Origin of the sequence: Pseudomonas sp. IPO3774, assembly GCF_013386835.1 — a bacterium.
Taxonomy (GTDB): Bacteria; Pseudomonadota; Gammaproteobacteria; order Pseudomonadales; family Pseudomonadaceae; genus Aquipseudomonas.
Genome location: NZ_JACAQY010000013.1, coordinates 26,518 through 46,508 on the forward strand (window position 1 = coordinate 26,518; position 19,991 = coordinate 46,508).

The 19,991-nt window shown below is 61.5% G+C and carries 18 protein-coding genes; 13 read left to right on the forward strand and 5 right to left on the reverse strand.

Annotated features, from left to right (window positions below):
* The first annotated feature begins 111 nt into the window (after positions 1-111).
* The 4 genes from HYE77_RS06100 (at position 112) to HYE77_RS06115 (ending at position 4,681) form a co-directional block, all read left to right on the forward strand.
* The gene (locus HYE77_RS06100) at positions 112-1,467 is read left to right on the forward strand and encodes a pitrilysin family protein (RefSeq protein WP_003213786.1); all 1,356 of its coding nucleotides are present in this window, start codon (positions 112-114) and stop codon (positions 1,465-1,467) included.
* The gene (locus HYE77_RS06105) at positions 1,460-2,950 is read left to right on the forward strand and encodes a pitrilysin family protein (RefSeq protein ID WP_003213787.1); all 1,491 of its coding nucleotides are present in this window, start codon (positions 1,460-1,462) and stop codon (positions 2,948-2,950) included. The genes HYE77_RS06100 and HYE77_RS06105 overlap by 8 nt, the downstream gene beginning before the upstream one ends.
* Positions 2,950-3,555, forward strand: a complete 606-nt coding sequence (gene rsmD, locus HYE77_RS06110; RefSeq protein WP_003213788.1) for a 16S rRNA (guanine(966)-N(2))-methyltransferase RsmD — start codon at positions 2,950-2,952, stop codon at positions 3,553-3,555. The genes HYE77_RS06105 and rsmD overlap by 1 nt, the downstream gene beginning before the upstream one ends.
* Before the next feature lie 130 nt (positions 3,556-3,685).
* Positions 3,686-4,681, forward strand: a complete 996-nt coding sequence (locus HYE77_RS06115) for a hydrolase (RefSeq protein WP_177068563.1) — start codon at positions 3,686-3,688, stop codon at positions 4,679-4,681.
* Positions 4,682-4,728: 47 nt separating this feature from the next.
* Here HYE77_RS06115 and HYE77_RS06120 read toward each other — a convergent pair whose 3' ends face one another.
* Positions 4,729-5,583 (reverse strand): sulfurtransferase, encoded by an 855-nt coding sequence (locus tag HYE77_RS06120; protein WP_087693253.1) that lies wholly within the window; start codon positions 5,581-5,583, stop codon positions 4,729-4,731.
* Between the two features lie 39 nt (positions 5,584-5,622).
* Positions 5,623-6,294, reverse strand: coding sequence for a TetR/AcrR family transcriptional regulator (locus tag HYE77_RS06125; RefSeq protein ID WP_003213791.1), 672 nt, complete (start codon positions 6,292-6,294; stop codon positions 5,623-5,625).
* Positions 6,295-6,440: 146 nt separating this feature from the next.
* Between HYE77_RS06125 and HYE77_RS06130 the strand changes: the two genes are divergently transcribed.
* The 5 genes from HYE77_RS06130 (at position 6,441) to HYE77_RS06150 (ending at position 11,161) form a co-directional block, all read left to right on the forward strand.
* Positions 6,441-7,868, forward strand: coding sequence for a coniferyl aldehyde dehydrogenase (locus HYE77_RS06130; RefSeq protein ID WP_134327473.1), 1,428 nt, complete (start codon positions 6,441-6,443; stop codon positions 7,866-7,868).
* Positions 7,869-7,896: 28 nt separating this feature from the next.
* On the forward strand, positions 7,897-8,442 hold the full coding sequence (locus tag HYE77_RS06135; RefSeq protein WP_177009092.1) for a twin-arginine translocation pathway signal protein: 546 nt from the start codon (positions 7,897-7,899) through the stop codon (positions 8,440-8,442).
* Between the two features lie 33 nt (positions 8,443-8,475).
* Complete coding sequence (locus HYE77_RS06140; RefSeq protein ID WP_134327474.1) at positions 8,476-10,071, forward strand: GMC family oxidoreductase; 1,596 nt, start codon at positions 8,476-8,478, stop codon at positions 10,069-10,071.
* Positions 10,072-10,185: 114 nt separating this feature from the next.
* Positions 10,186-10,665, forward strand: coding sequence for a pantetheine-phosphate adenylyltransferase (gene coaD, locus HYE77_RS06145; protein WP_003176711.1), 480 nt, complete (start codon positions 10,186-10,188; stop codon positions 10,663-10,665).
* A 244-nt stretch (positions 10,666-10,909) separates the two neighbouring features.
* Positions 10,910-11,161, forward strand: coding sequence for a YfhL family 4Fe-4S dicluster ferredoxin (locus HYE77_RS06150; RefSeq protein WP_003213796.1), 252 nt, complete (start codon positions 10,910-10,912; stop codon positions 11,159-11,161).
* Positions 11,162-11,294: 133 nt separating this feature from the next.
* Here HYE77_RS06150 and mutM read toward each other — a convergent pair whose 3' ends face one another.
* Together mutM and HYE77_RS06160 are read right to left on the reverse strand one after the other, a co-directional pair.
* Complete coding sequence (gene mutM, locus HYE77_RS06155; protein ID WP_008438968.1) at positions 11,295-12,107, reverse strand: bifunctional DNA-formamidopyrimidine glycosylase/DNA-(apurinic or apyrimidinic site) lyase; 813 nt, start codon at positions 12,105-12,107, stop codon at positions 11,295-11,297.
* Positions 12,108-12,128: 21 nt separating this feature from the next.
* The gene (locus HYE77_RS06160; protein WP_174717803.1) at positions 12,129-12,941 is read right to left on the reverse strand and encodes an HDOD domain-containing protein; all 813 of its coding nucleotides are present in this window, start codon (positions 12,939-12,941) and stop codon (positions 12,129-12,131) included.
* 299 nt (positions 12,942-13,240) lie between these two features.
* Here HYE77_RS06160 and HYE77_RS06165 point away from each other — a divergent pair, with 299 nt between their 5' ends.
* The 4 genes from HYE77_RS06165 to ilvD all read left to right on the forward strand — a co-directional run bounded on the left by HYE77_RS06165 (position 13,241) and on the right by ilvD (position 18,709).
* Positions 13,241-14,437, forward strand: a complete 1,197-nt coding sequence (locus tag HYE77_RS06165; RefSeq protein ID WP_003213799.1) for a class I SAM-dependent rRNA methyltransferase — start codon at positions 13,241-13,243, stop codon at positions 14,435-14,437.
* Positions 14,438-14,669: 232 nt separating this feature from the next.
* Complete coding sequence (locus HYE77_RS06170; protein WP_003213800.1) at positions 14,670-15,866, forward strand: MFS transporter; 1,197 nt, start codon at positions 14,670-14,672, stop codon at positions 15,864-15,866.
* 212 nt (positions 15,867-16,078) lie between these two features.
* Positions 16,079-16,537 carry a transposase gene (locus HYE77_RS06175; protein ID WP_177068564.1) on the forward strand — a complete coding sequence of 153 codons (459 nt, stop codon included), beginning with the start codon at positions 16,079-16,081 and terminating at the stop codon, positions 16,535-16,537.
* 330 nt (positions 16,538-16,867) lie between these two features.
* A complete protein-coding gene (ilvD, locus tag HYE77_RS06180; RefSeq protein ID WP_003213802.1) occupies positions 16,868-18,709 on the forward strand; it encodes a dihydroxy-acid dehydratase in 1,842 nt (613 codons plus the stop codon).
* Between the two features lie 193 nt (positions 18,710-18,902).
* Here the strand turns inward: ilvD and HYE77_RS06185 are convergent, their stop codons facing one another.
* Positions 18,903-19,961 carry a phosphorylcholine phosphatase gene (locus HYE77_RS06185; RefSeq protein ID WP_003213803.1) on the reverse strand — a complete coding sequence of 353 codons (1,059 nt, stop codon included), beginning with the start codon at positions 19,959-19,961 and terminating at the stop codon, positions 18,903-18,905.
* Positions 19,962-19,991: the final 30 nt, after the last annotated feature.

Sequence of the window (19,991 nt, forward strand, 5' to 3'; positions counted from 1 at the left end):
AGCCTTAACAAGACAGCCATAGTGGCCGTCCCTAGGTCGGACCAGTATCCTAGCACCTCCTCGCCCGCCGACGCTAAGACCAAGCGGGCAGCCCAACAGGTTTAAAAACGAATGAATGCTCTAGCCCGCCGCGCCGCAGGCCTGCTGCTCAGCACAGTTTGTCTGCCCCTTTCAGCTTTGGCTGCCGACCCACAACCCACCCACGAATTCACCCTGGACAACGGCCTCAAGGTCGTCGTGCGCGAAGACCATCGCGCCCCGGTGGTGGTTTCCCAGGTCTGGTACAAGGTGGGCTCCAGCTACGAAACCCCGGGCCAGACCGGTTTGTCCCACGCCCTGGAACACATGATGTTCAAAGGCAGCGCCAAGGTCGGCCCCGGCGAGGCTTCGTTGATCCTGCGTGACCTGGGTGCCGAAGAAAACGCCTTCACCAGTGATGACTACACCGCCTACTACCAAGTGCTCGCCCGTGACCGCCTGGGTGTCGCCTTCGAGCTGGAAGCCGACCGCATGGCCAGCCTGCGCCTGCCGGCCGACGAGTTCAGCCGCGAGATCGAGGTGATCAAGGAAGAGCGCCGGATGCGCACCGACGACAACCCTATGTCCAAGGCCTATGAGCGCTTCAAGGCCATGGCCTACCCGGCCAGCGGCTACCACACGCCGACCATCGGCTGGATGGCCGACCTGGACCGCATGAAGGTTGAAGAGCTGCGCCACTGGTACCAATCCTGGTACGTGCCGAACAACGCCACCCTGGTAGTGGTGGGCGACGTAACCCCGGATGAAGTCAAAACCCTGGCCCAGCGCTATTTCGGCCCGATCCCCAAACGCGACGTCCCCCCGGCGAAAATCCCGCTGGAGCTGGCCGAGCCCGGTGAACGCCTGCTGACTATGCATGTACAGACCAAACTGCCGAGCGTGATCCTGGGTTTCAACGTGCCGAGCCTGGCCACCGCTGAAGACAAACGCTCGGTCAACGCCCTGCGCCTGATCTCGGCCCTGCTGGACGGCGGCTACAGCGCGCGCATCTCGACACAACTGGAGCGCGGCGAAGAGCTGGTGTCCGGCGGCTCGTCGAGCTACGACGCCTACACCCGCGGTGACAGCCTGTTCACCCTGACTGCCACACCGAACCTGCAAAAGAAAAAGACCGTGGCCCAGGCTGAAGCCGGCCTTTGGCGCCTGCTGGATGAGCTGAAGGCCAAGCCACCGAGCGCTGAAGAACTGGAGCGTATCCGCGCCCAGGTCATCGCCGGCGTGGTTTACCAGCGCGACTCGATTACCAGCCAGGCCACTGCCATCGGCTCCCTGGAGACGGTGGGCCTGTCCTGGAAACTCATGGACACCGAGCTGGCCGAGCTGCAAAGCGTCACCGCCGAAGATATCCAGAAAGCTGCACGCACCTATTTCACCCGCGAACGTCTCAGCGTCGCCCATGTCTTGCCTGAGGAGACCGCTCATGAGTGAACGTAAAAACAACCGCCTGGTGCTGCCCGGCCTGATCGTGGTGACTTTGGCTGCTGCCTGCGCGGTGTATTTGCTGCGCCCCAGCGAATCCGTCGCCAGCCAGGCGCTGGAGCAGGCCAAGTCCGCCAACAAGCTGCAATCCCTGGCCGAGCTGGACGACAAGGCGCCGACCAACCGCAAGCTCGACGTGCAAACCTGGACCACCGCCGAAGGCGCCAAGGTGCTGTTCGTCGAAGCCCATGAACTGCCGATGTTCGACATGCGCATCCTGTTCGCCGCCGGCAGCAGCCAGGACGGCGCAACACCAGGCCTGGCGCTGTTGACCAACGCAATGCTCAACGAAGGCGTGCCGGGCAAGGACGTCAGCCAGATTGCCGCCGGTTTCGACGGCCTGGGTGCTGATTTCAGCAATGGCGCCTACCGCGACATGGCGCTGGTTTCCCTGCGCAGCCTGAGCGCCAGCGACAAGCGTGACGCCGCCCTGTCACTGTTTGACGACGTGATCGGCAAGCCGACCTTCCCGGCAGACTCTCTGGCGCGGATCAAGAACCAGCTGCTGGCCGGCTTTGAATACCAGAAACAGAACCCCGGCAAACTGGCGAGCATCGAGCTGTTCAAGCAGCTCTATGGCGACCACCCTTACGCCCATCCGAGCGAAGGCAACGCCGAGAGCGTGCCGAAGGTGACTCTCGCGCAATTGAAGGACTTCCACGCCAAGGCCTACGCCGCCGGCAACGCAGTGATTTCTGTAGTCGGCGATCTGACCCGCGCCGAAGCCGAAGCCATGACCGCCAAGGTTTCCGCGTCCCTGCCAAAAGGCCCGGCGCTGGCGAAAATCGCCCAACCGGTCGAGCCCAAGGCTGGCACCACCCACATCGAGTTCCCGTCCAAGCAGACAACCCTGCTGCTGGCGCAACTGGGAATCGACCGTGCCGACCCGGATTACGCCGCGCTGTCCCTGGGTAACCAGATTCTCGGCGGCGGTGGCTTCGGCACCCGTTTGATGAGCGAAGTGCGCGAGAAACGCGGCCTGACCTACGGCGTATACTCCGGTTTCTCGCCGATGCAGGTACGCGGCCCGTTCATGATCAACCTGCAAACCCGCGCCGAAATGAGCGCCGGCACGCTGCGATTGGTGCAGGACGTACTCGCCGACTACCTCAAGACCGGCCCGACACAGAAAGAACTCGATGACGCCAAGCGCGAACTGGCCGGCAGCTTCCCGCTGTCCACCGCGAGCAACGCCGATATCGTCGGGCAGCTGGGCGCCATGGGTTTCTACAACCTGCCGCTGAGCTACCTGGAAGATTTCATGAAACAATCCCAGGCGCTGACCGTTGACCAGGTCAAAGCTGCTTTGAACAAACATTTGAGTGCCGACAAGATGGTCATCGTGACCGCCGGCCCGACGATTGCGCAAAAGCCACTACCGCCCCCCACTGATAAACCCGCCGAGCAACCGCTCGGGGTTCCGGAGCATTAATGGCCCGTCCATCCCGTCCCAAAAAACCTGTCCACAACGTTCACAACGGTGTGGGCCAACTGCGCATCATCGGCGGAGAGTGGGGCAGCCGTAAGCTGAGCTTCCCTGATGTCGTGGGCCTGCGCCCGACGCCAGACCGCGTGCGTGAAACCCTGTTCAACTGGCTCGCGCCGTATATCGCCGGGGCCAAGGTGCTGGACCCGTTCGCGGGTAGCGGCGCGCTGTTCCTGGAGTCGCTGTCCCGTGGCGCGGCGCTGGGCCAGGCGCTGGATGCCAGCAATGTGGCGGTCGCCAGCCTCAAGGAACACCTGGGCACGCTGCGTTGCACCACAGGGCAAGTGCAGACGGCTGATGCGTTGCGCTACCTGGAAACCCAGGAAGCCCGTGAGTTTGACGTGGTGTTTCTTGATCCGCCGTTCAACCAGAACCTGCTGCCGACTGTATGTGCGCTGCTGGAAGAGCGTCAGTGGTTGGCGCCGGATGCCTGGATCTACACGGAAAGCGAAACCGCACCGTCCACACTCGGCCTGCCGGGCACGTGGCGCCTGCACCGCGAGCAGAAATCCGGGCGGGTGTATTACGCGTTGTGGCAACGTACCGTGTAGGAGCGAGCTTGCTCGCGAAGATCGTTAACGATGACGCGGGAAACCAGGGGAACGCGGTGATCTTGAGTTTTTCGCGAGCAAGCTCGCTCCTACAATGATTGGAGCAAGCCCATTCGGCACCGAGAATTTCATGACTCCGCCCCTCGACCGCTTCTCCCCCGCCTTCGGCCTCGGCAACCCGCACCTGCAAACGCTGTGGGGACCGCTGTGGCGCAAAACCACGCACATCGAACGCCAGCGCGAACGGCTGTGGCTGGCAGACGGCGACTTTCTCGACCTCGACTGGCATGGGCCGCATGACGCAACCACCCCGCTGGTGCTGGTACTGCACGGGCTGACCGGCTCGTCCAACTCGCCCTATGTAGCCGGCCTGCAAAAAGCCCTCGCAACCCAAGGCTGGGCCAGCGTCGCGCTGAACTGGCGTGGCTGCTCCGGCGAACCCAACCTGCTTGCCCGCAGCTACCATTCCGGCGCCAGTGAAGACCTGGCCGAAACCATCGCTCACCTGCGGGCCAAGCGCCCGTTGGCGCCGCTGTATGCGGTGGGGTATTCACTGGGCGGCAATGTGCTGCTCAAGCACTTGGGTGAAACCGGTGAAGCCTGCGGGCTGCAAGGCGCGGCCGCCGTGTCGGTACCGTTTCGCCTGGATCAGTGCGCCGATCGCATTGGCCTGGGCTTTTCTCGGGTTTATCAGAAGCATTTCATGCGTGAAATGCTGGCCTATATTCGCGTCAAACAAAGCCGTTTTCTAAAGGATGGCCAAGAAGCAGGCCTGAAAACCCTGGCTGATCTGGGCTCGCTGGAAAAGATGCGCACGTTCTGGGACTTTGACGGCCGCGTCACCGCGCCGCTGCACGGGTTCCTCAGTGCCGAGGACTACTACCGCCGCGCCTCCAGCCGCTACTACCTCGGGGGCATTCGCACACCAACCCTGATCATCCAGGCCGCGGACGACCCGTTCGTGTTCGCCCACAGCCTGCCCGAGGCCAGCGAACTGTCGGATTGCACCGAGTTCGAACTGCTGGCCAAGGGCGGGCATGTCGGGTTTGTGGACGGCTCATTGAAGCAGCCAACTTACTACCTGGAACGGCGAATCCCGGAGTGGCTACTGACACAACGCCGATAAAAATGTGGGAGCTCCCACACTTTGGATCAGACCGGGTCAGGTAGACCTCAGTCGCCTGTTGCAACTTCCCGCTTTGGATCAGTGATCCACTCGCTCCACGATCCCGCGTACAACTTGCCCAACGGGTACCCCGCCAGGCACAGCGCAAACAGGTTGTGGCAGGCAGTCACGCCGGACCCGCAGTAGGCCACCAGGTCATCCGGCGAGCGGTCTTGCAGCTTGGCGGCGAAGCGTTGCTTGAGCTGGTCCGCCGGCAGGAAACGGCCGTCGCTGCCCAGGTTTTCATTGAATGCGGCACATTGCGCGCCGGGGATATGCCCGGCAACCGGGTCGATCGGCTCTACTTCACCACGAAAACGCGGCTGGGCGCGGGCGTCGATCAGGGTCAGGCCGGGCTGGCCAAGGCGTTTCTGCAGGTGTTCGGCGTCCAATTGCAGGTGGTTGTCCGGCGTGCCGCTGAAGGTGCCGGGCTCGATCACCGGCGCATCCAGGCTCAACGGGAAGCCCGCCGCGTGCCAGGCTTTCAGGCCGCCATCGAGGATGAACACACCGTCGCGCTTGCCCAGCCAGGCCAGCAGCCACCAGGCACGGGCGGCATAGGCACCGGGGCCGTCGTCATACAAAACGATATCGCTGTCGGCGTTAACGCCCCATGCCCGCAGTTGCCGGATAAACGCATCCGGCGCCGGCAACGGATGGCGACCGGTCACGCCCTTGATTATCGGCCCGCTGAGGTGGCGCTCCAGGTCGGCATACTGCGCCCCTTCGATATGCCCTTCGGCGTAGCTGCACAGGCCGTAGTCCGGGTCTTCCAGGGCAAAGCGGCAATCGAGGATTACCAGCCCGCCGGACTTCTGGCGCTCGGCCAGTTGCTGGGGGCTGATCAGTTGGGCAAGCGGCATGACTGACTCCTGTGGCTAGGTTAGCGTTCGGGAAACATCCTACTTCACTTCTTCCAGCGCCTGATTCAACGGCACGTAAAACTCTTTAAACAGTGCATCCACCGCGTCCTTGGCCTTGGGGGTGATAAACCCGGCTTCCAGCACCAGCACCTGATACACCCCGCGCTTGATCGCCTCGGCGCTCAGGTGCGTGGACTTTTCATTGGTGGTGCACAGGAAGCGCACCCACGAGGTGAGGATGATCCAGGCGTTGAGGGTCAGGGCTTCGGTTTGTACCGGGTCCATGTTCAGGATGCCGGCATCGACAAACCCCTGGTAGATGGCTGCGCCCTGGATCAGGCAACGCTGGGAGAACCGCCGGTAGCCGGTGGCCAGCTCCGGGTCGCTTTCCAGCAGGTGTTCGAGGTCGCGGTGCAGGAAGCGGTAGCGCCACATGCCGGCCAGCACCGCCTGCAGGTAGAAGCGCTTGTCTTCCACGGTCACCGCACGGCCCTGGGGCGGGCGCAGGAAGCTGTCCACCAACGCTTCGTACTCACGAAACAGCACTGCGATAATCGCCTGCTTGTTGGGGAAGTGGTAGTACAGGTTGCCCGGGGAAATTTCCATATGGGCAGCGATATGGTTGGTGCTGACACTGCGCTCGCCCTGCTGGTTAAACAGCTCCAGGCTGGTTTGCACAATGCGCTCGCTGGTCTTTACTCGTGGTGCCATGGGAAATCAACTTCTAGACCCGTGATGGCGGCATCTTACGGACTATCCTTGTCCGGATAAATCGGCACGTTGTGCAATGTTATTTGACAATTTAGAGCAATGACTCTAAAAACTGAAGCATTCCAATAACAATCGGGAACTTCGCCATGTCTGCCAACGTTGCCTACCTGCAAGATTCCCAGGCGCTGGACCAGCTCCAGGAACTGTTCGACGCCCAGCGCCAAGCCTACGCCGCCAACCCGATGCCGCCGGCCGCCCAGCGCCAGCAATGGCTCAAGGCCTTGCGCGAGCTGTTGAGTGACGAGCGCCAGGCGCTGATCAACGCCATCAGCAGTGATTTCAGCCACCGCAGCGCCGACGAAACCCTGTTCGCCGAACTGATGCCCAGCCTGCATGGCATTCACTACGCCAGCAAACACCTCAAGGGCTGGATGAAACCTTCCCGCCGCGCTGTAGGCATTGCCTTCCAGCCCGCGTCCGCCAAGGTCATCTATCAACCCCTGGGTGTGGTCGGGGTGATCGTGCCCTGGAACTACCCGTTGTACCTGGCCATCGGCCCGCTGGTGGGTGCATTGGCGGCCGGCAACCGGGTGATGCTCAAGCTCAGCGAATCCACCCCCGCCACCGGCCAGTTGCTCAAGGCGCTGCTGGCGAAGATCTTCCCCGAGGACCTGGTGTGCGTGGTGCTCGGCGAGGCTGAAGTGGGCATGGCGTTTTCCAAGCTGCGCTTCGACCACCTGCTGTTCACCGGCGCCACCAGCATCGGCAAGCACGTGATGCGCGCGGCGGCCGAACACCTGACGCCGGTCACCCTGGAACTGGGCGGCAAATCACCGGCGATTGTTTCCGCCGACGTGCCGCTCAAGGACGCCGCCGAACGCATCGCCTTCGGCAAGGCGCTGAATGCCGGGCAAACCTGCGTGGCGCCGGACTATGTGCTGGTGCCGGAAGACCGTGTAGACGGCTTCGTCGAGGCCTACAGCAAGGCGGTCCGCGGGTTCTATCCGACCCTGGCCGACAACCCGGACTACACCGCCATCATCAACGAACGACAGTTGGCCCGGCTCAACGGCTACGTGAAAGACGCCACCGACAAGGGTGCCACCCTGGTCCCACTGTACGACCAGGGCCAGGACCGCCGCATGGCCCACAGCCTGCTGCTGAATGTCAGCGACGAGATGACCGTGATGCAGGACGAAATCTTCGGCCCGGTGCTGCCGATCGTGCCGTATCGCGGCCTCGACCAAGCCTTCGCCTACATCAATCAGCGCCCTCGCCCACTGGCGCTGTATTACTTCGGCTACGACAAGGCGGAACAGAACCGCGTACTGCACGAAACCCATTCCGGCGGCGTGTGCCTGAACGACACGTTGCTGCACGTAGCCCAGGACGACATGCCCTTCGGCGGCATCGGCCCGTCGGGCATGGGCCATTACCACGGTCATGAAGGTTTCCTGACCTTCAGCAAGGCCAAGGGCGTGCTGATCAAGCAACGCCTGAACGCGGCCAAGCTGATTTACCCGCCCTACGGCAAATCCATCCAGAAGTTGATCCAGAAGCTGTTCGTCCGCTAACAAACCCATCACCGGGATAACAATAAGAATGAACCCTAGCCTGACTGAATCACCCGCGCTGTCACGGCGCGGCGTCTTGAAACTCGGCCTGTGCGCCAGTGCTTTCCTGGCCACCGCCGGGCTGGGCGCCAGCCTCAGCGGCTGCTCCAGCAGCACCCCGGCCAGCGGCTTTGCGATGTTGCGCAGCAGTGACCTGCCGTTTTTGCGGGCAGTGATTCCGGTGCTGCTGGAGGGCGTGGCCAGCGCCGAGATAGTGGTGGCCGGCATCGACGACACCCTGAAAAAGCTCGACTTCAGCCTGCAACACCTGTCGCCCGAGATGTTCAAGCTGACCCAGCAACTGTTCGACGTATTGGGCATGGCCGTGACCCGTGGGCCGCTGACCGGGGTGTGGGGCAGCTGGGAAAACGCCAGCGGCGAACAGATCCGCAACTTCCTGCACCGTTGGGAAAACAGCTACCTGAACCTGCTGCGCATGGGCCAGGGCTCGTTGCTCAAGCTGGTGATCATGGCCTGGTATTTCCGCCCCGAGTCCTGGGCGCATTGCGGCTACCCCGGCCCACCGAAAATCTGATCTGCATCCCGATAAAAACAAGAGACGACCCTGATGCCCGTACCTGATCTGTTCCGCGATGGCATGGCCCGCGGCTGGAAGACCCACAATGGCGCCGCCCTCGACCAGGACCTGACCCTGGAGGCTGACGTCGCAATCATCGGCAGCGGTGCCGGCGGCGGCACCACCGCCGAAATCCTCAGCGCCGCCGGCTACAAGGTGCTGTTGATCGAAGAAGGCCCGTTGAAGACCAGCAACGACTTCAAGCTGCTGGAGGACGAGGCCTACGCCAGCCTGTATCAGGAAGGCATCGGGCGCATGAGCAAGGACGGCGCCATCACCATCCTGCAGGGCCGAGCGGTCGGCGGCACCACGCTGATCAACTGGACCTCCAGCTTCCGCACCCCGGACCCGACCCTCGCCCACTGGGCCAGCGAATACGCGGTCAAGGGCCACAGCAGCGCCGAGATGGCGCCCTGGTTCGAAAAAATGGAACAACGCCTGGGCATCGCGCCTTGGGCCATGCCACCGAATGCCAACAATGACGTGATCCGCAAGGGCTGCGAAAAGCTTGGCTACAGCTGGCACGTGATCCCGCGCAATGTGCGCGGCTGTTTCAACCTGGGGTATTGCGGCATGGGTTGCCCGGTCAACGCCAAGCAATCAATGCTGGTGACCACCATTCCGTCCACCCTGGAGAAAGGCGGCGAGCTGCTGTACCTGGCCCGCGCCGAACGCCTGAAGTTCAGCGGCGACACCATCACCAGCCTCGAATGCGTGGCCATGGATCAGTTTTGCGTGGCACCCACCGGCCGCAAGATCACAGTCAAAGCCAAGCATTACGTACTGGCCGGCGGCGGCATCAACAGCCCGGCGCTGCTGCTGCGCTCGGACGCACCCGATCCCCACTCGCGCCTGGGCAAGCGAACCTTTTTACACCTGGTGAATTTTTCCGCCGGGTTGTTCGACGAGGTGATCAACCCGTTCTACGGCGCGCCGCAGTCGATTTATTCCGATCACTTCCAATGGCAGGACGGCACTACCGGCAAAATGTCCTACAAGCTCGAAGTACCGCCACTGCATCCGGGCCTGGCCAGCACCTTGCTCGGCGGCTACGGCACGCAGAACGCGCTGGACATGGGTCAACTGCCGAAAACCCACGCCATGCTGGCGCTGCTGCGGGACGGCTTCCACCCCGACAGCCCGGGTGGCACAGTCGAATTACGCGGCGATGGCACACCGGTGCTCGATTATCAGGTTTCGCCCTACGCCTGGGACGGCCTGCGCCGGGCATTCCACAGCATGGCGGAGATTCAGTTTGCCGGCGGCGCCAAGTCGGTGATGCCGCTGCACGGCGATGCGCGCTACGTGAACACCTTGGCTGAAGCCCGCAGCATGATCGACGGGTTGAACCTCGAATTGCACCGAACCCGGCTCGGCAGCGCTCATGTAATGGGCGGTTGCGCGATGGGGGAAGAACCGAAAAACGCCGTGGCCGACAGCCTTGGGCGCCATCATCAACTGCGCAACTTGTCGATCCACGATGGCTCGCTATTCCCCACCAGCATTGGCGCTAACCCGCAGTTATCGGTGTATGGATTGACGGCGCAACTGGCGACGGCATTGGCCGAACGTCTGAAAACGGCCTGAAAAAACCGGGTATTCGCGGTGTCTATAGTGCTTTCTTCTGAATAAGTTGACTTGGCCGACCGGGATGGCTGCGATACCATCCGGTTCCCCAACGGACTCCGCCAGGACGACGCGATGAACCGAGTGTTGTACCCAGGTACCTTCGACCCAATCACCAAGGGCCATGGCGATCTGGTCGAACGCGCCTCGCGCTTGTTCGACCATGTGATTATCGCGGTCGCTGCCAGCCCCAAGAAAAACCCGCTGTTTCCCCTGGAACAGCGCGTGGAGCTGGCCCGTGAGGTCACCAAGCATCTGCCCAACGTTGAAGTGGTCGGCTTCTCGACGCTGCTGGCGCACTTCGCCAAGGAACAGAACGCCAATGTGTTCCTGCGCGGCCTGCGGGCGGTGTCGGATTTCGAATACGAATTCCAGCTGGCCAACATGAACCGCCAACTGGCGCCGGACGTGGAAAGCCTGTTTCTTACGCCTTCGGAACGTTATTCGTTCATTTCCTCGACGTTGGTCCGGGAAATCGCGGCGTTGGGCGGGGATATCACCAAGTTCGTGCACCCGGCTGTGGCGGATGCGCTGACGTTGCGCTTCAAGAAGTAATTCTGGTCTTTGGGCTTATTGTGGCGAGGGGCTTGTCTGTGGCGAGGGGACTTGTCCCCCGTTGGGCTGCGAAGCAGCCCCAATAAAGACGCCGCGTAGTTTCAGGTAAAACCCGTTCGCCTGATTCGGGGCCGCTTCGCGCCCCAACGGGGGACAAGCCCCCTCGCCACAGGGGCGCCAATGCGGCACAATTGCGCGCATTAGTTTTCAGATGCCTTGGCTGACAGCCCTGGCAGGAGTTTCCATGTCCCTGATCATCACCGACGATTGCATCAACTGCGACGTCTGCGAACCCGAGTGCCCGAACGCTGCCATTTCCCAGGGTGAAGAGATCTATGTGATCGACCCCAACCTGTGCACCCAGTGTGTCGGCCACTACGACGAACCCCAGTGCCAGCAGGTTTGCCCGGTGGATTGCATTCCGCTGGACGAGGCTCATCCGGAAACGGAAGAGCAACTGATGGAGAAGTACCGGTTGATTACCGGGAAGGCCTAAGTCCCTTGGCGCTTCATTAAGCCCCTTCGCGAGCAAGCCCGCTCCCACATTCCACTGCATTCCAAAGGTGGAACTCGGTCGAATGTGGGAGCGGGCTTGCTCGCGAAGAGGCCATCAGCAGCACCACAAATTGTCAGCTCTGACACTTCGGGCAAAACACACTCGCCCGCTGCCCCAGCATCACGTTGCGCAATTCGGTCCCACAGACCTTGCACGCCTCGCCACCACGGCCATAGACGAACAATTCCTGCTGGAAATACCCCGGCTGTCCGTCGCCACCGATAAAGTCCCGCAGCGTGGTGCCGCCGCGCTCGATGGCCGCCGCCAGGATGCGTTTGATCTCGATCGCCAGCTTCAGGTAACGCCCACGGGAAATGCCCTTGGCTTCCCGGCGCGGATCAATCCCGGCGGCAAACAGCGCTTCCGTCGCATAGATATTGCCCACGCCCACCACCACCGCGTTGTCCATGATGAACGGCTTCACCGCCATCGAGCGTCCACGGGACAGCTGGAATAGCCGCTCGCCGTCGAACAGGTCGGTCAACGGCTCCGGCCCCAGGCGGATCAGCAGCTCGTGGTTCAGCGGGTCGAGGCTCCAGAGCATCGCGCCAAAGCGTCGCGGGTCGGTGTAGCGCAGGGCCAGGCCCGACTCCAGCTCGATATCCACATGCTCATGCTTGGCCGCCGGGCTGCCGGCCTCCACCAGGCGCAGGTTGCCCGACATGCCCAAGTGGCTGATCAGGGTGCCGACCTCGGCATTGATCAACAGGTACTTGGCCCGCCGTTCCACCAGCACGATCCGTTGCCCGGACAGCCGCACATCCAGGTCTTCCGGGATCGGCCAGCGCAGGCGCCGCTCACGCACCACCACACGGCTGACCCGCTGGCCTTCCAGGTGCGGCGCAATTCCGCGCCGGGTGGTTTCGACTTCCGGTAACTCGGGCATGTGTACCTCTTGGAAAAAGGGTTAGTGCGCGCCCAGCTCGCGGATCGACAACTTCAAGCTCTCGAAGTCGTAGTCCGACAGGCCGATATGGTCCAGCACCAGCGGGCCGATGGCGTTCCACTCATGGTCATCCACCTGGTTGCCCAGCACGCGGTACGACGCACAAATGTGCTCGGCCATCTTCAGGATCGCCAGCAGGTTTTTCAGCTGCGGCTTCTGGTTGGACTCGTCGCTGAAAATCGCCAGGGCATTGTGGTGATTGGCGATGGCATCGGTCACATGTTCCGGCAGGCGCCAGGATTTGGCGGTGTAGTAACCCACCACGGCATGGTTGGTGTTGAACGCCTGGTTCTCGGTGTCGACCACACGGCACTCCGGGCCGGCGTTGGCATAGGCCTCTTCCAGCACACTCATGTAGTTCGGGAAACGCTTGAGCATCAACGGCACGCCACAATCGTGGAACAGCCCCAATGCGTAGGCTTCATCGACCGCCTGGCTGCCGGTGCGCTTGGCCAGGGCCAGGCAGGTCATGGCCACGTCCTGGGCGGTGTCCCAGAAACGGTTGAGGGTGACGATCGTGTCGTCGCTCATCTCGCCCTTGATCGACTGCGCGTTGATCAGGTTGACGATGGAGCGGCTGCCCAGCAGGTTCACCGCGCGCTGGATCGAGACGATCTTGTTGCTCAGACCGTAATACGGCGAATTGACGATCTTCAGCAGCGAGCCGGAGAGGCCCGGGTCCTGGGCGATCAACCGGGCGATCACTTCCAGGTCCGGATCGGGCATGTACTGCTCCATCTGCAAATCCACCATGATTTGCGGTTGAGGCGGCACACTGATGCCTTGGAGGCTCTGTTGGATCTGTTCGGCGGATAGCTCTTGGGACATAGGGGGCACACTCTGGACTAGGCGGCGATTCTAACCTTTATGGCAACCAGGCTGACACCTCAAAAACCCGAACTGAAACCGGACCGAATGTGGGAGCGGGCTTGCTCGCGAAAGCGGTGTGTCAGCCACCGAATGGGTTTACTGATCCTCCGCTTTCGCGAGCAAGCCCGCTCCCACATGTCCGGCGGCGCCGCCAAGTACCGCACAACACGGTATACTCCCGCTCTTTTTTCCGGAGCGACGTCATGTCCCTGCCAAGCCTGCGTCTCAAAGCCAACGCCGATCGTCGTTTGCGCAACGGCCACCTGTGGGTCTACAGCAACGAAATCGATGTGGCCGCCACACCTCTTCACGGCTTCCAGGCAGGCGACCAGGCGATCCTGGAAGCAGCCGGCGGCAAGACCCTCGGCATCGTGGCCATGAGCCCGAACAACCTGATCTGCGCCCGCCTGCTGTCCCGCGACATCAAGCTGCCGCTGGACAAATCGCTGCTGGTGCACCGCATCAACGTGGCCCTGTCCCTGCGTGACCGCCTGTTCGACAAGCCGTTCTACCGCCTGGTGTACGGCGATTCCGACCTGTTGCCGGGCCTGGTGGTCGACCGTTTCGGCGACATCCTGGTGGTGCAGATCGCTTCGGCGACCATGGAAGCCCACAAGGAAGACGTGATCGCCGCACTGACCCAAGTGCTCAAGCCAAGCGGCATCCTGTTCAAGAACGACTCCGCCGCGCGTGATGCCGAAGGCCTCAACCGCTACGTCGAAACCGTATTCGGCCTGGTGCCGGAGTGGGTTGCCCTCGAAGAAAACGGCGTGAAGTTCGAAGCGCCGGTGATCCAGGGCCAGAAGACCGGCTGGTTCTACGACCACCGCATGAACCGCGCTCGCCTGGCCCCGTATGCCAAAGGCAAACGCGTACTCGACCTGTACAGCTACATCGGCGGCTGGGGCGTGCAAGCGGCCGCCTTCGGTGCCAGTGAAGTGTTCTGCGTCGACGCCTCCGCCTTCGCCCTCGACGGCGTGGAGCGCAACGCGGCACTGAACGGCGTTGCCGAGAAAATGACCTGCATCGAAGGCGACGTGTTCGAAGCCCTCAAAGAGCTGAAAGCCAGCGAAGAGCGTTTCGACGTGATCGTGGCCGACCCGCCTGCCTTCATCAAGCGCAAGAAAGACATGAAGAACGGCGAAGGCGCCTACCGCCGCCTGAACGAGCAAGCCATGCGCCTGCTCAGCAAGGACGGCATCCTGGTCAGCGCTTCGTGCTCGATGCACTTGCCGGAAGACGACCTGCAAAACATCCTGCTGACCAGCGCCCGTCACCTGGATCGCAACATCCAGATGCTGGAACGCGGCGGCCAAGGCCCGGACCACCCGGTGCACCCGGCGATTGCCGAGACCCGGTATATCAAGAGCATTACTTGCCGGTTGTTGCCGAACAGCTAACGCCCAATTGGAACCGGATCAACTGTAGGAGCGAGCTTGCTCGCGAAAGACGAATAGACAACACGGGCTACCTGATAGCGCTGCGTTATCGTTGACGTTCTTCGCGAGCAAGCTCGCTCCTACAACGGCAACACACACCATCATGGGCTTGGCCTCCCACAACACTTTTGATTGAATTCCCCGTTTCGCAGACTAGTATCGGTTTCTGGTTTTACTCCGGAAAATAAAAACAATGTCTGAGTCCTCTTATTCGCCACCCCATGGCGACGTAAAACGCCAACAACGCTCGCGCTTCATCCTCATCACCTGCATCTCGCTGATCAGCTTCTTCCCGATCAATATCCTGCTGCCCTCCTTTCCAGCCCTGGCCGCGAAGTTCGATACCTCAACTGCTGAGGTCGCCTTATCCATCAGCCTGTTCACTCTGGTTTTTGCGATTTCCCAACTGATCGCCGGCCCGCTTTCAGATAAATTCGGGCGCAAGGAAGTGCTGCTGGGGTGCATCGTGGTTTCCACCCTAGGCTCGATCGGCTGCGCACTGGCGGCGAATTACCCGAGTTTCCTGCTGTTTCGCGCCGTCCAGGCCATCGGCTGTGGCTTTTTTGTGCTCGGCCATGCGCTGGTTGAAGACCTTTTCGAAGAGCAGGATCGCGCCCGCATCCGCATCTACTACATGACCCTGAGCGGATCGTTCGTTGCGCTGTCGCCGCTGCTCGGCTCCTGGCTGCAAACCACATTTGATTGGCAGGGCAGCTTTTATGGATTTGCGGTGATGGCGCTAGGCATGTTTATCCATGCCTGGCTGATATTGCCGTCCAAGGCGGCCAGCCCTGAAAGAGCCCCTGTTTCGATCATCGCCACGCTGAAATCCATCGCAAGCAACCGGGACTTCATCCGTTACTGGTGGATCGCCGCGTTGGTATTCGCGTGTTACTTCGCCTTGATCAGCGTGACACCGCTGATTTTCATGGATGAGTTGAAGCTGTCCGAATACCAGTACGCGGTAGTGCTGATGGTGTATGGCGTTGCCTACCTGCTGGGCGGCGTTGCAGCAACTGCACTGCAGAAACATATCTCCCTCACGCGACAAATCAACCTCGGGCTGGGCCTGCTGGGGATCGCAGGCGTATTGCTGACGCTGGTGATCAGCTATGAGGCCATGACCACCATCACCCTGCTGATCCCGATGCTGATCAGCGCCCTGGCCGTGACCCTGGTACGCCCCGCCGCGATTTCTGCGGCCATGTTGCTGTTCTCCAGCAGCGCCGGCACCGCCGCGTCCGCCGGCAACAGCATCATGTTCATCACCGCCGCCGTCAGCAGCGCCGCCCTCGCCCAAGCCGGAGACAACTTGCTGATGACCATCGCCATCAGCTTCATCGTGCTCAGCGTTTGGGGCGTAGTGACGAACATCAGAGTCGGACGCTAACGCTCTCCCACTCCCACTGTAGGAGCGAGCTTGCTCGCGAAAAACATATAGGCGACACGGGCCACCTGATAGCGCTGCGTTATCGTTGACGTTCTTCGCGAGCAAGCTCGCTCCTACAGAAGGCATGACATATTCAGAACCAGTGTTTAAACGCCAATAGACACTGTTGCCTCCTACCGTCTCTCTTCTACCCACACGAAGAGGACGAAGGAATGTCCACCCAGCAAAGCGCCCATCGGCTGCGTAAAGGCCGCTATTCGGAATCCGGCCGCATTTACCTGCTCACCGCCGTCACCCATCAACGACAGCTGGTCTTCCAGGACTGGCGCATTGGTCGCCTGCTTGTTCGCGAATTCAGAAAGGCTCAGGACGACGGCGAGGCGACCTCACTGGCCTGGGTCGTGATGCCGGACCATTTCCATTGGCTGGTGGAATTGCACAACGGCGATTTGCCGAGACTGATGCGGATTACCAAGTCGCGAAGTGCCCACGCCATTAACAAAGCGAGGAGTTGCCACGGGACACTTTGGCAAAAGGGCTACTTTGATCGGGCGCTACGCCGGGAAGATGACCTGAAAGCAACAGCTCGATACATCGTCGCCAATCCATTAAGAGCAGGGCTGGTTGAGCGTATCGGCGACTATCCGCTCTGGGACGCCATGTGGCTGTGAAATACGCAACCCTGTAGGAGCGAGCTTGCTCGCGAAAAACCAACAGACGACACGGACCACCTGATAGCGCTGCGTTACCGTTGACGTTTTTCGCGAGCAAGCTCGCTCCTACAGGTAGACGGCCATTCCCTCCGGCCGCCAGCGGTGTAGAATCGGACCTATTCATCGCCAGTCATCCCCCGGCGGGTTTATGAGCTCGAGGCCCAAGCAAGCGGCGATCCCGCGACGCGAGTGGCAACTTCCGGACACACGGCCATTTATCGGGTGTTCCAGTCGTCAATTAGAAGCTCACTCCCCTTTAGTACTTGATTAGCCGCCCGGAGTGCTCCAATGCCTGATTACCGCTCGAAAACATCCACCCACGGCCGCAACATGGCCGGCGCCCGCGCACTGTGGCGCGCCACGGGGATGAAAGATGACGACTTCAAGAAGCCGATCATCGCGATTGCCAACTCGTTCACCCAGTTCGTACCCGGCCACGTCCACCTCAAGGACCTGGGCCAACTGGTCGCCCGCGAGATCGAACGCGCCGGCGGTGTAGCGAAAGAATTCAACACCATCGCCGTGGATGACGGCATCGCCATGGGCCATGACGGCATGCTGTATTCCCTGCCGAGCCGCGAGATCATCGCCGACTCCGTGGAGTACATGGTCAACGCCCACTGCGCCGACGCCATTGTGTGCATCTCCAACTGCGACAAGATCACCCCCGGCATGCTGATGGCCGCCCTGCGCCTGAACATCCCGGTGATCTTCGTCTCCGGCGGCCCGATGGAAGCCGGCAAGACCAAGCTCGCCTCCCACGGCCTCGACCTGGTGGACGCCATGGTCATCGCCGCCGATTCCAGCGCTTCTGACGAGAAGGTCGCGGAATACGAGCGCAGCGCCTGCCCTACCTGCGGTTCGTGCTCCGGCATGTTCACCGCCAACTCGATGAACTGCCTGGTGGAAGCCTTAGGGCTCGCCTTGCCGGGCAACGGCTCGACACTGGCCACCCACAGCGACCGCGAGCAACTGTTCCTGCAGGCCGGCCGCACCATCGTCGAGCTGTGCAAGCGCTACTACACCGAGAACGATGAGTCGGTGTTGCCGCGCAACATCGCCAACTTCAAGGCGTTCGAAAACGCCATGACCCTGGACATCGCCATGGGCGGTTCCACCAACACCATCCTGCACTTGCTGGCCGCCGCGCAAGAAGCCGAGATCGACTTCGACCTGCGGGACATCGACCGCCTGTCGCGCCACGTGCCGCAACTGTGCAAAGTCGCGCCGAACATCCAGAAGTACCACATGGAAGACGTGCACCGCGCCGGCGGGATCTTCTCGATCCTCGGCTCCCTGGCCCGTGGCGGCCTGTTGCACACCGACCTGCCGACCGTGCACAGCAAATCCATCGCCGAAGGCATCGCCAAGTGGGACATCACCCAAACCACTGACGAAGCCGTGCATCACTTCTTCAAGGCCGGCCCGGCCGGCATCCCGACGCAGACCGCGTTCAGCCAGTCGACCCGTTGGGAAACCCTCGACGACGACCGTGAAAACGGCTGCATCCGCAGTGTCGAGCATGCCTATTCGAAAGAGGGCGGCCTGGCCGTGCTGTACGGCAACATCGCGCTGGATGGCTGCGTGGTGAAAACTGCCGGTGTCGACGAGTCGATCCACGTGTTCGAAGGCCGCGCCAAGATCTACGAAAGCCAGGACAGCTCGGTACGCGGCATCCTCGCTGACGAAGTGAAGGAAGGCGACATCGTCATCATCCGTTACGAAGGCCCGAAAGGCGGCCCGGGCATGCAAGAGATGCTGTACCCGACGTCGTACCTGAAATCCAAGGGCCTGGGCAAAGCCTGCGCCTTGCTGACCGACGGCCGTTTCTCCGGCGGGACCTCGGGCCTGTCCATCGGCCACGCTTCGCCGGAAGCTGCTGCGGGCGGCGCCATCGGCCTGGTGCAGGATGGCGACAAGGTGCTGATCGACATTCCGAACCGCTCGATCAACCTGTTGATCAGCGATGAAGAACTGGCGGCACGCCGGGTCGAGCAGGACAAGAAAGGCTGGAAGCCGGTGGAGAAGCGTCCGCGCAAAGTCACCACCGCCTTGAAGGCTTATGCCCTGCTGGCCACCAGTGCCGACAAAGGTGCTGTGCGTAACAAGGCGATGCTTGACGGTCTGTAAGCCTCGCCCATAAAAATGCCCCGCCATGTGCGGGGCATTTTTTTGTCTGGAGATAATTCCCCAAACAAAGAAGATCAACTGTGGGAGCGGGCTTGCTCGCGAATTGCGGTGTGCCAGTTACTGAATAAGCTGGCTGATCCACCGCCTTCGCGAGCAAGCCCGCTCCCACATTTTTGACCGAGTCCAGCCGTAATTACTGAATCTCGTCCGGCTTGACGATCACCCAGTTTTTATCCGCCGTCACCGGCAACCCTTCCTTGGCCTGGGCCGCAGCGTGCTTGGCCATCATGCCGTTGAGCTGGGTCATGTATTTGTCTTTACGGTTGATCCACAGGTGGATGCCGCCCTTGGCCACGTCCACGTCATGGAACAGCATGTAGCCGTCACTGGTCGGCGTGTCGCCACCGACGATCACCGGTTTTTTCCACTCGTCGATATAGGTCAGGATCGCTGCGTGCTTGCCGGCCATCCAGGTGGCCGGGGTCCACAGGTACGGGGTCAGCTCCAGGCCGAGGTTGGCCTTCTCGTCATACTTGCCGGCGGCAATCTGTTTGCGGGCGGTGGTCAGCTCGCCGGTCTTGCGGTCCTTGAGCAAGGTGCTCACGCCGATGACGTTCTCGGGTTTGACGTTGTAGCCGTACTTCGGATCGGCCGCGACCATGCGCACCAGTTCCTCGGACGCGGCGGTCATCACGTAGACCTCGATGCCGTTTTCCATCAGCTTGTTGAACAGCTCAGCCTGGCCGGTGAAGACCTTCGGCGGCTGCACTTCCATGTTCTTGACCACGTCACCGTCGTAATAGGTGACCGGCACCGGCTTGCCCGACGCCATCATCTCGTCGACGTAGCCCTTGAGTTCCTTGAGGGTGAAGCCGGAGAAAATCTGCGCGACCCACGGGTAGCAGACCATGTCGTCGACTTCGCAGAGGCGGTAGTAGTAACTGAAGAGGCTTTCCTTGTGGTCAGCGGTGTCTTTGAACGGGATCAGCTTCAGGGAAGGGTCCATGGTGTCGCGGGTGATCAGGCCCTTGTTTTCCAGGTACGGCAGCAACGACTCTTCAAGGTCGTAGCGGTAACTGGTGTTGTCCATGTCGAACACCGCGAAGTTGCCCTTGTTGGCATTGGCGGCAATCATCGTGTCCAGTTGCTTGGCGGCAGCCGCCGGCCAGTGTTTCAACTCGGTGGCGGCAAAGGCCTGGCTCGCAAGGCCCAGGCACAGCGCGGCGGCAAACAGTTTCGGCGCTAGCTTCATGTGCGTTTTCTCCCTGAGTGAAAGACATCG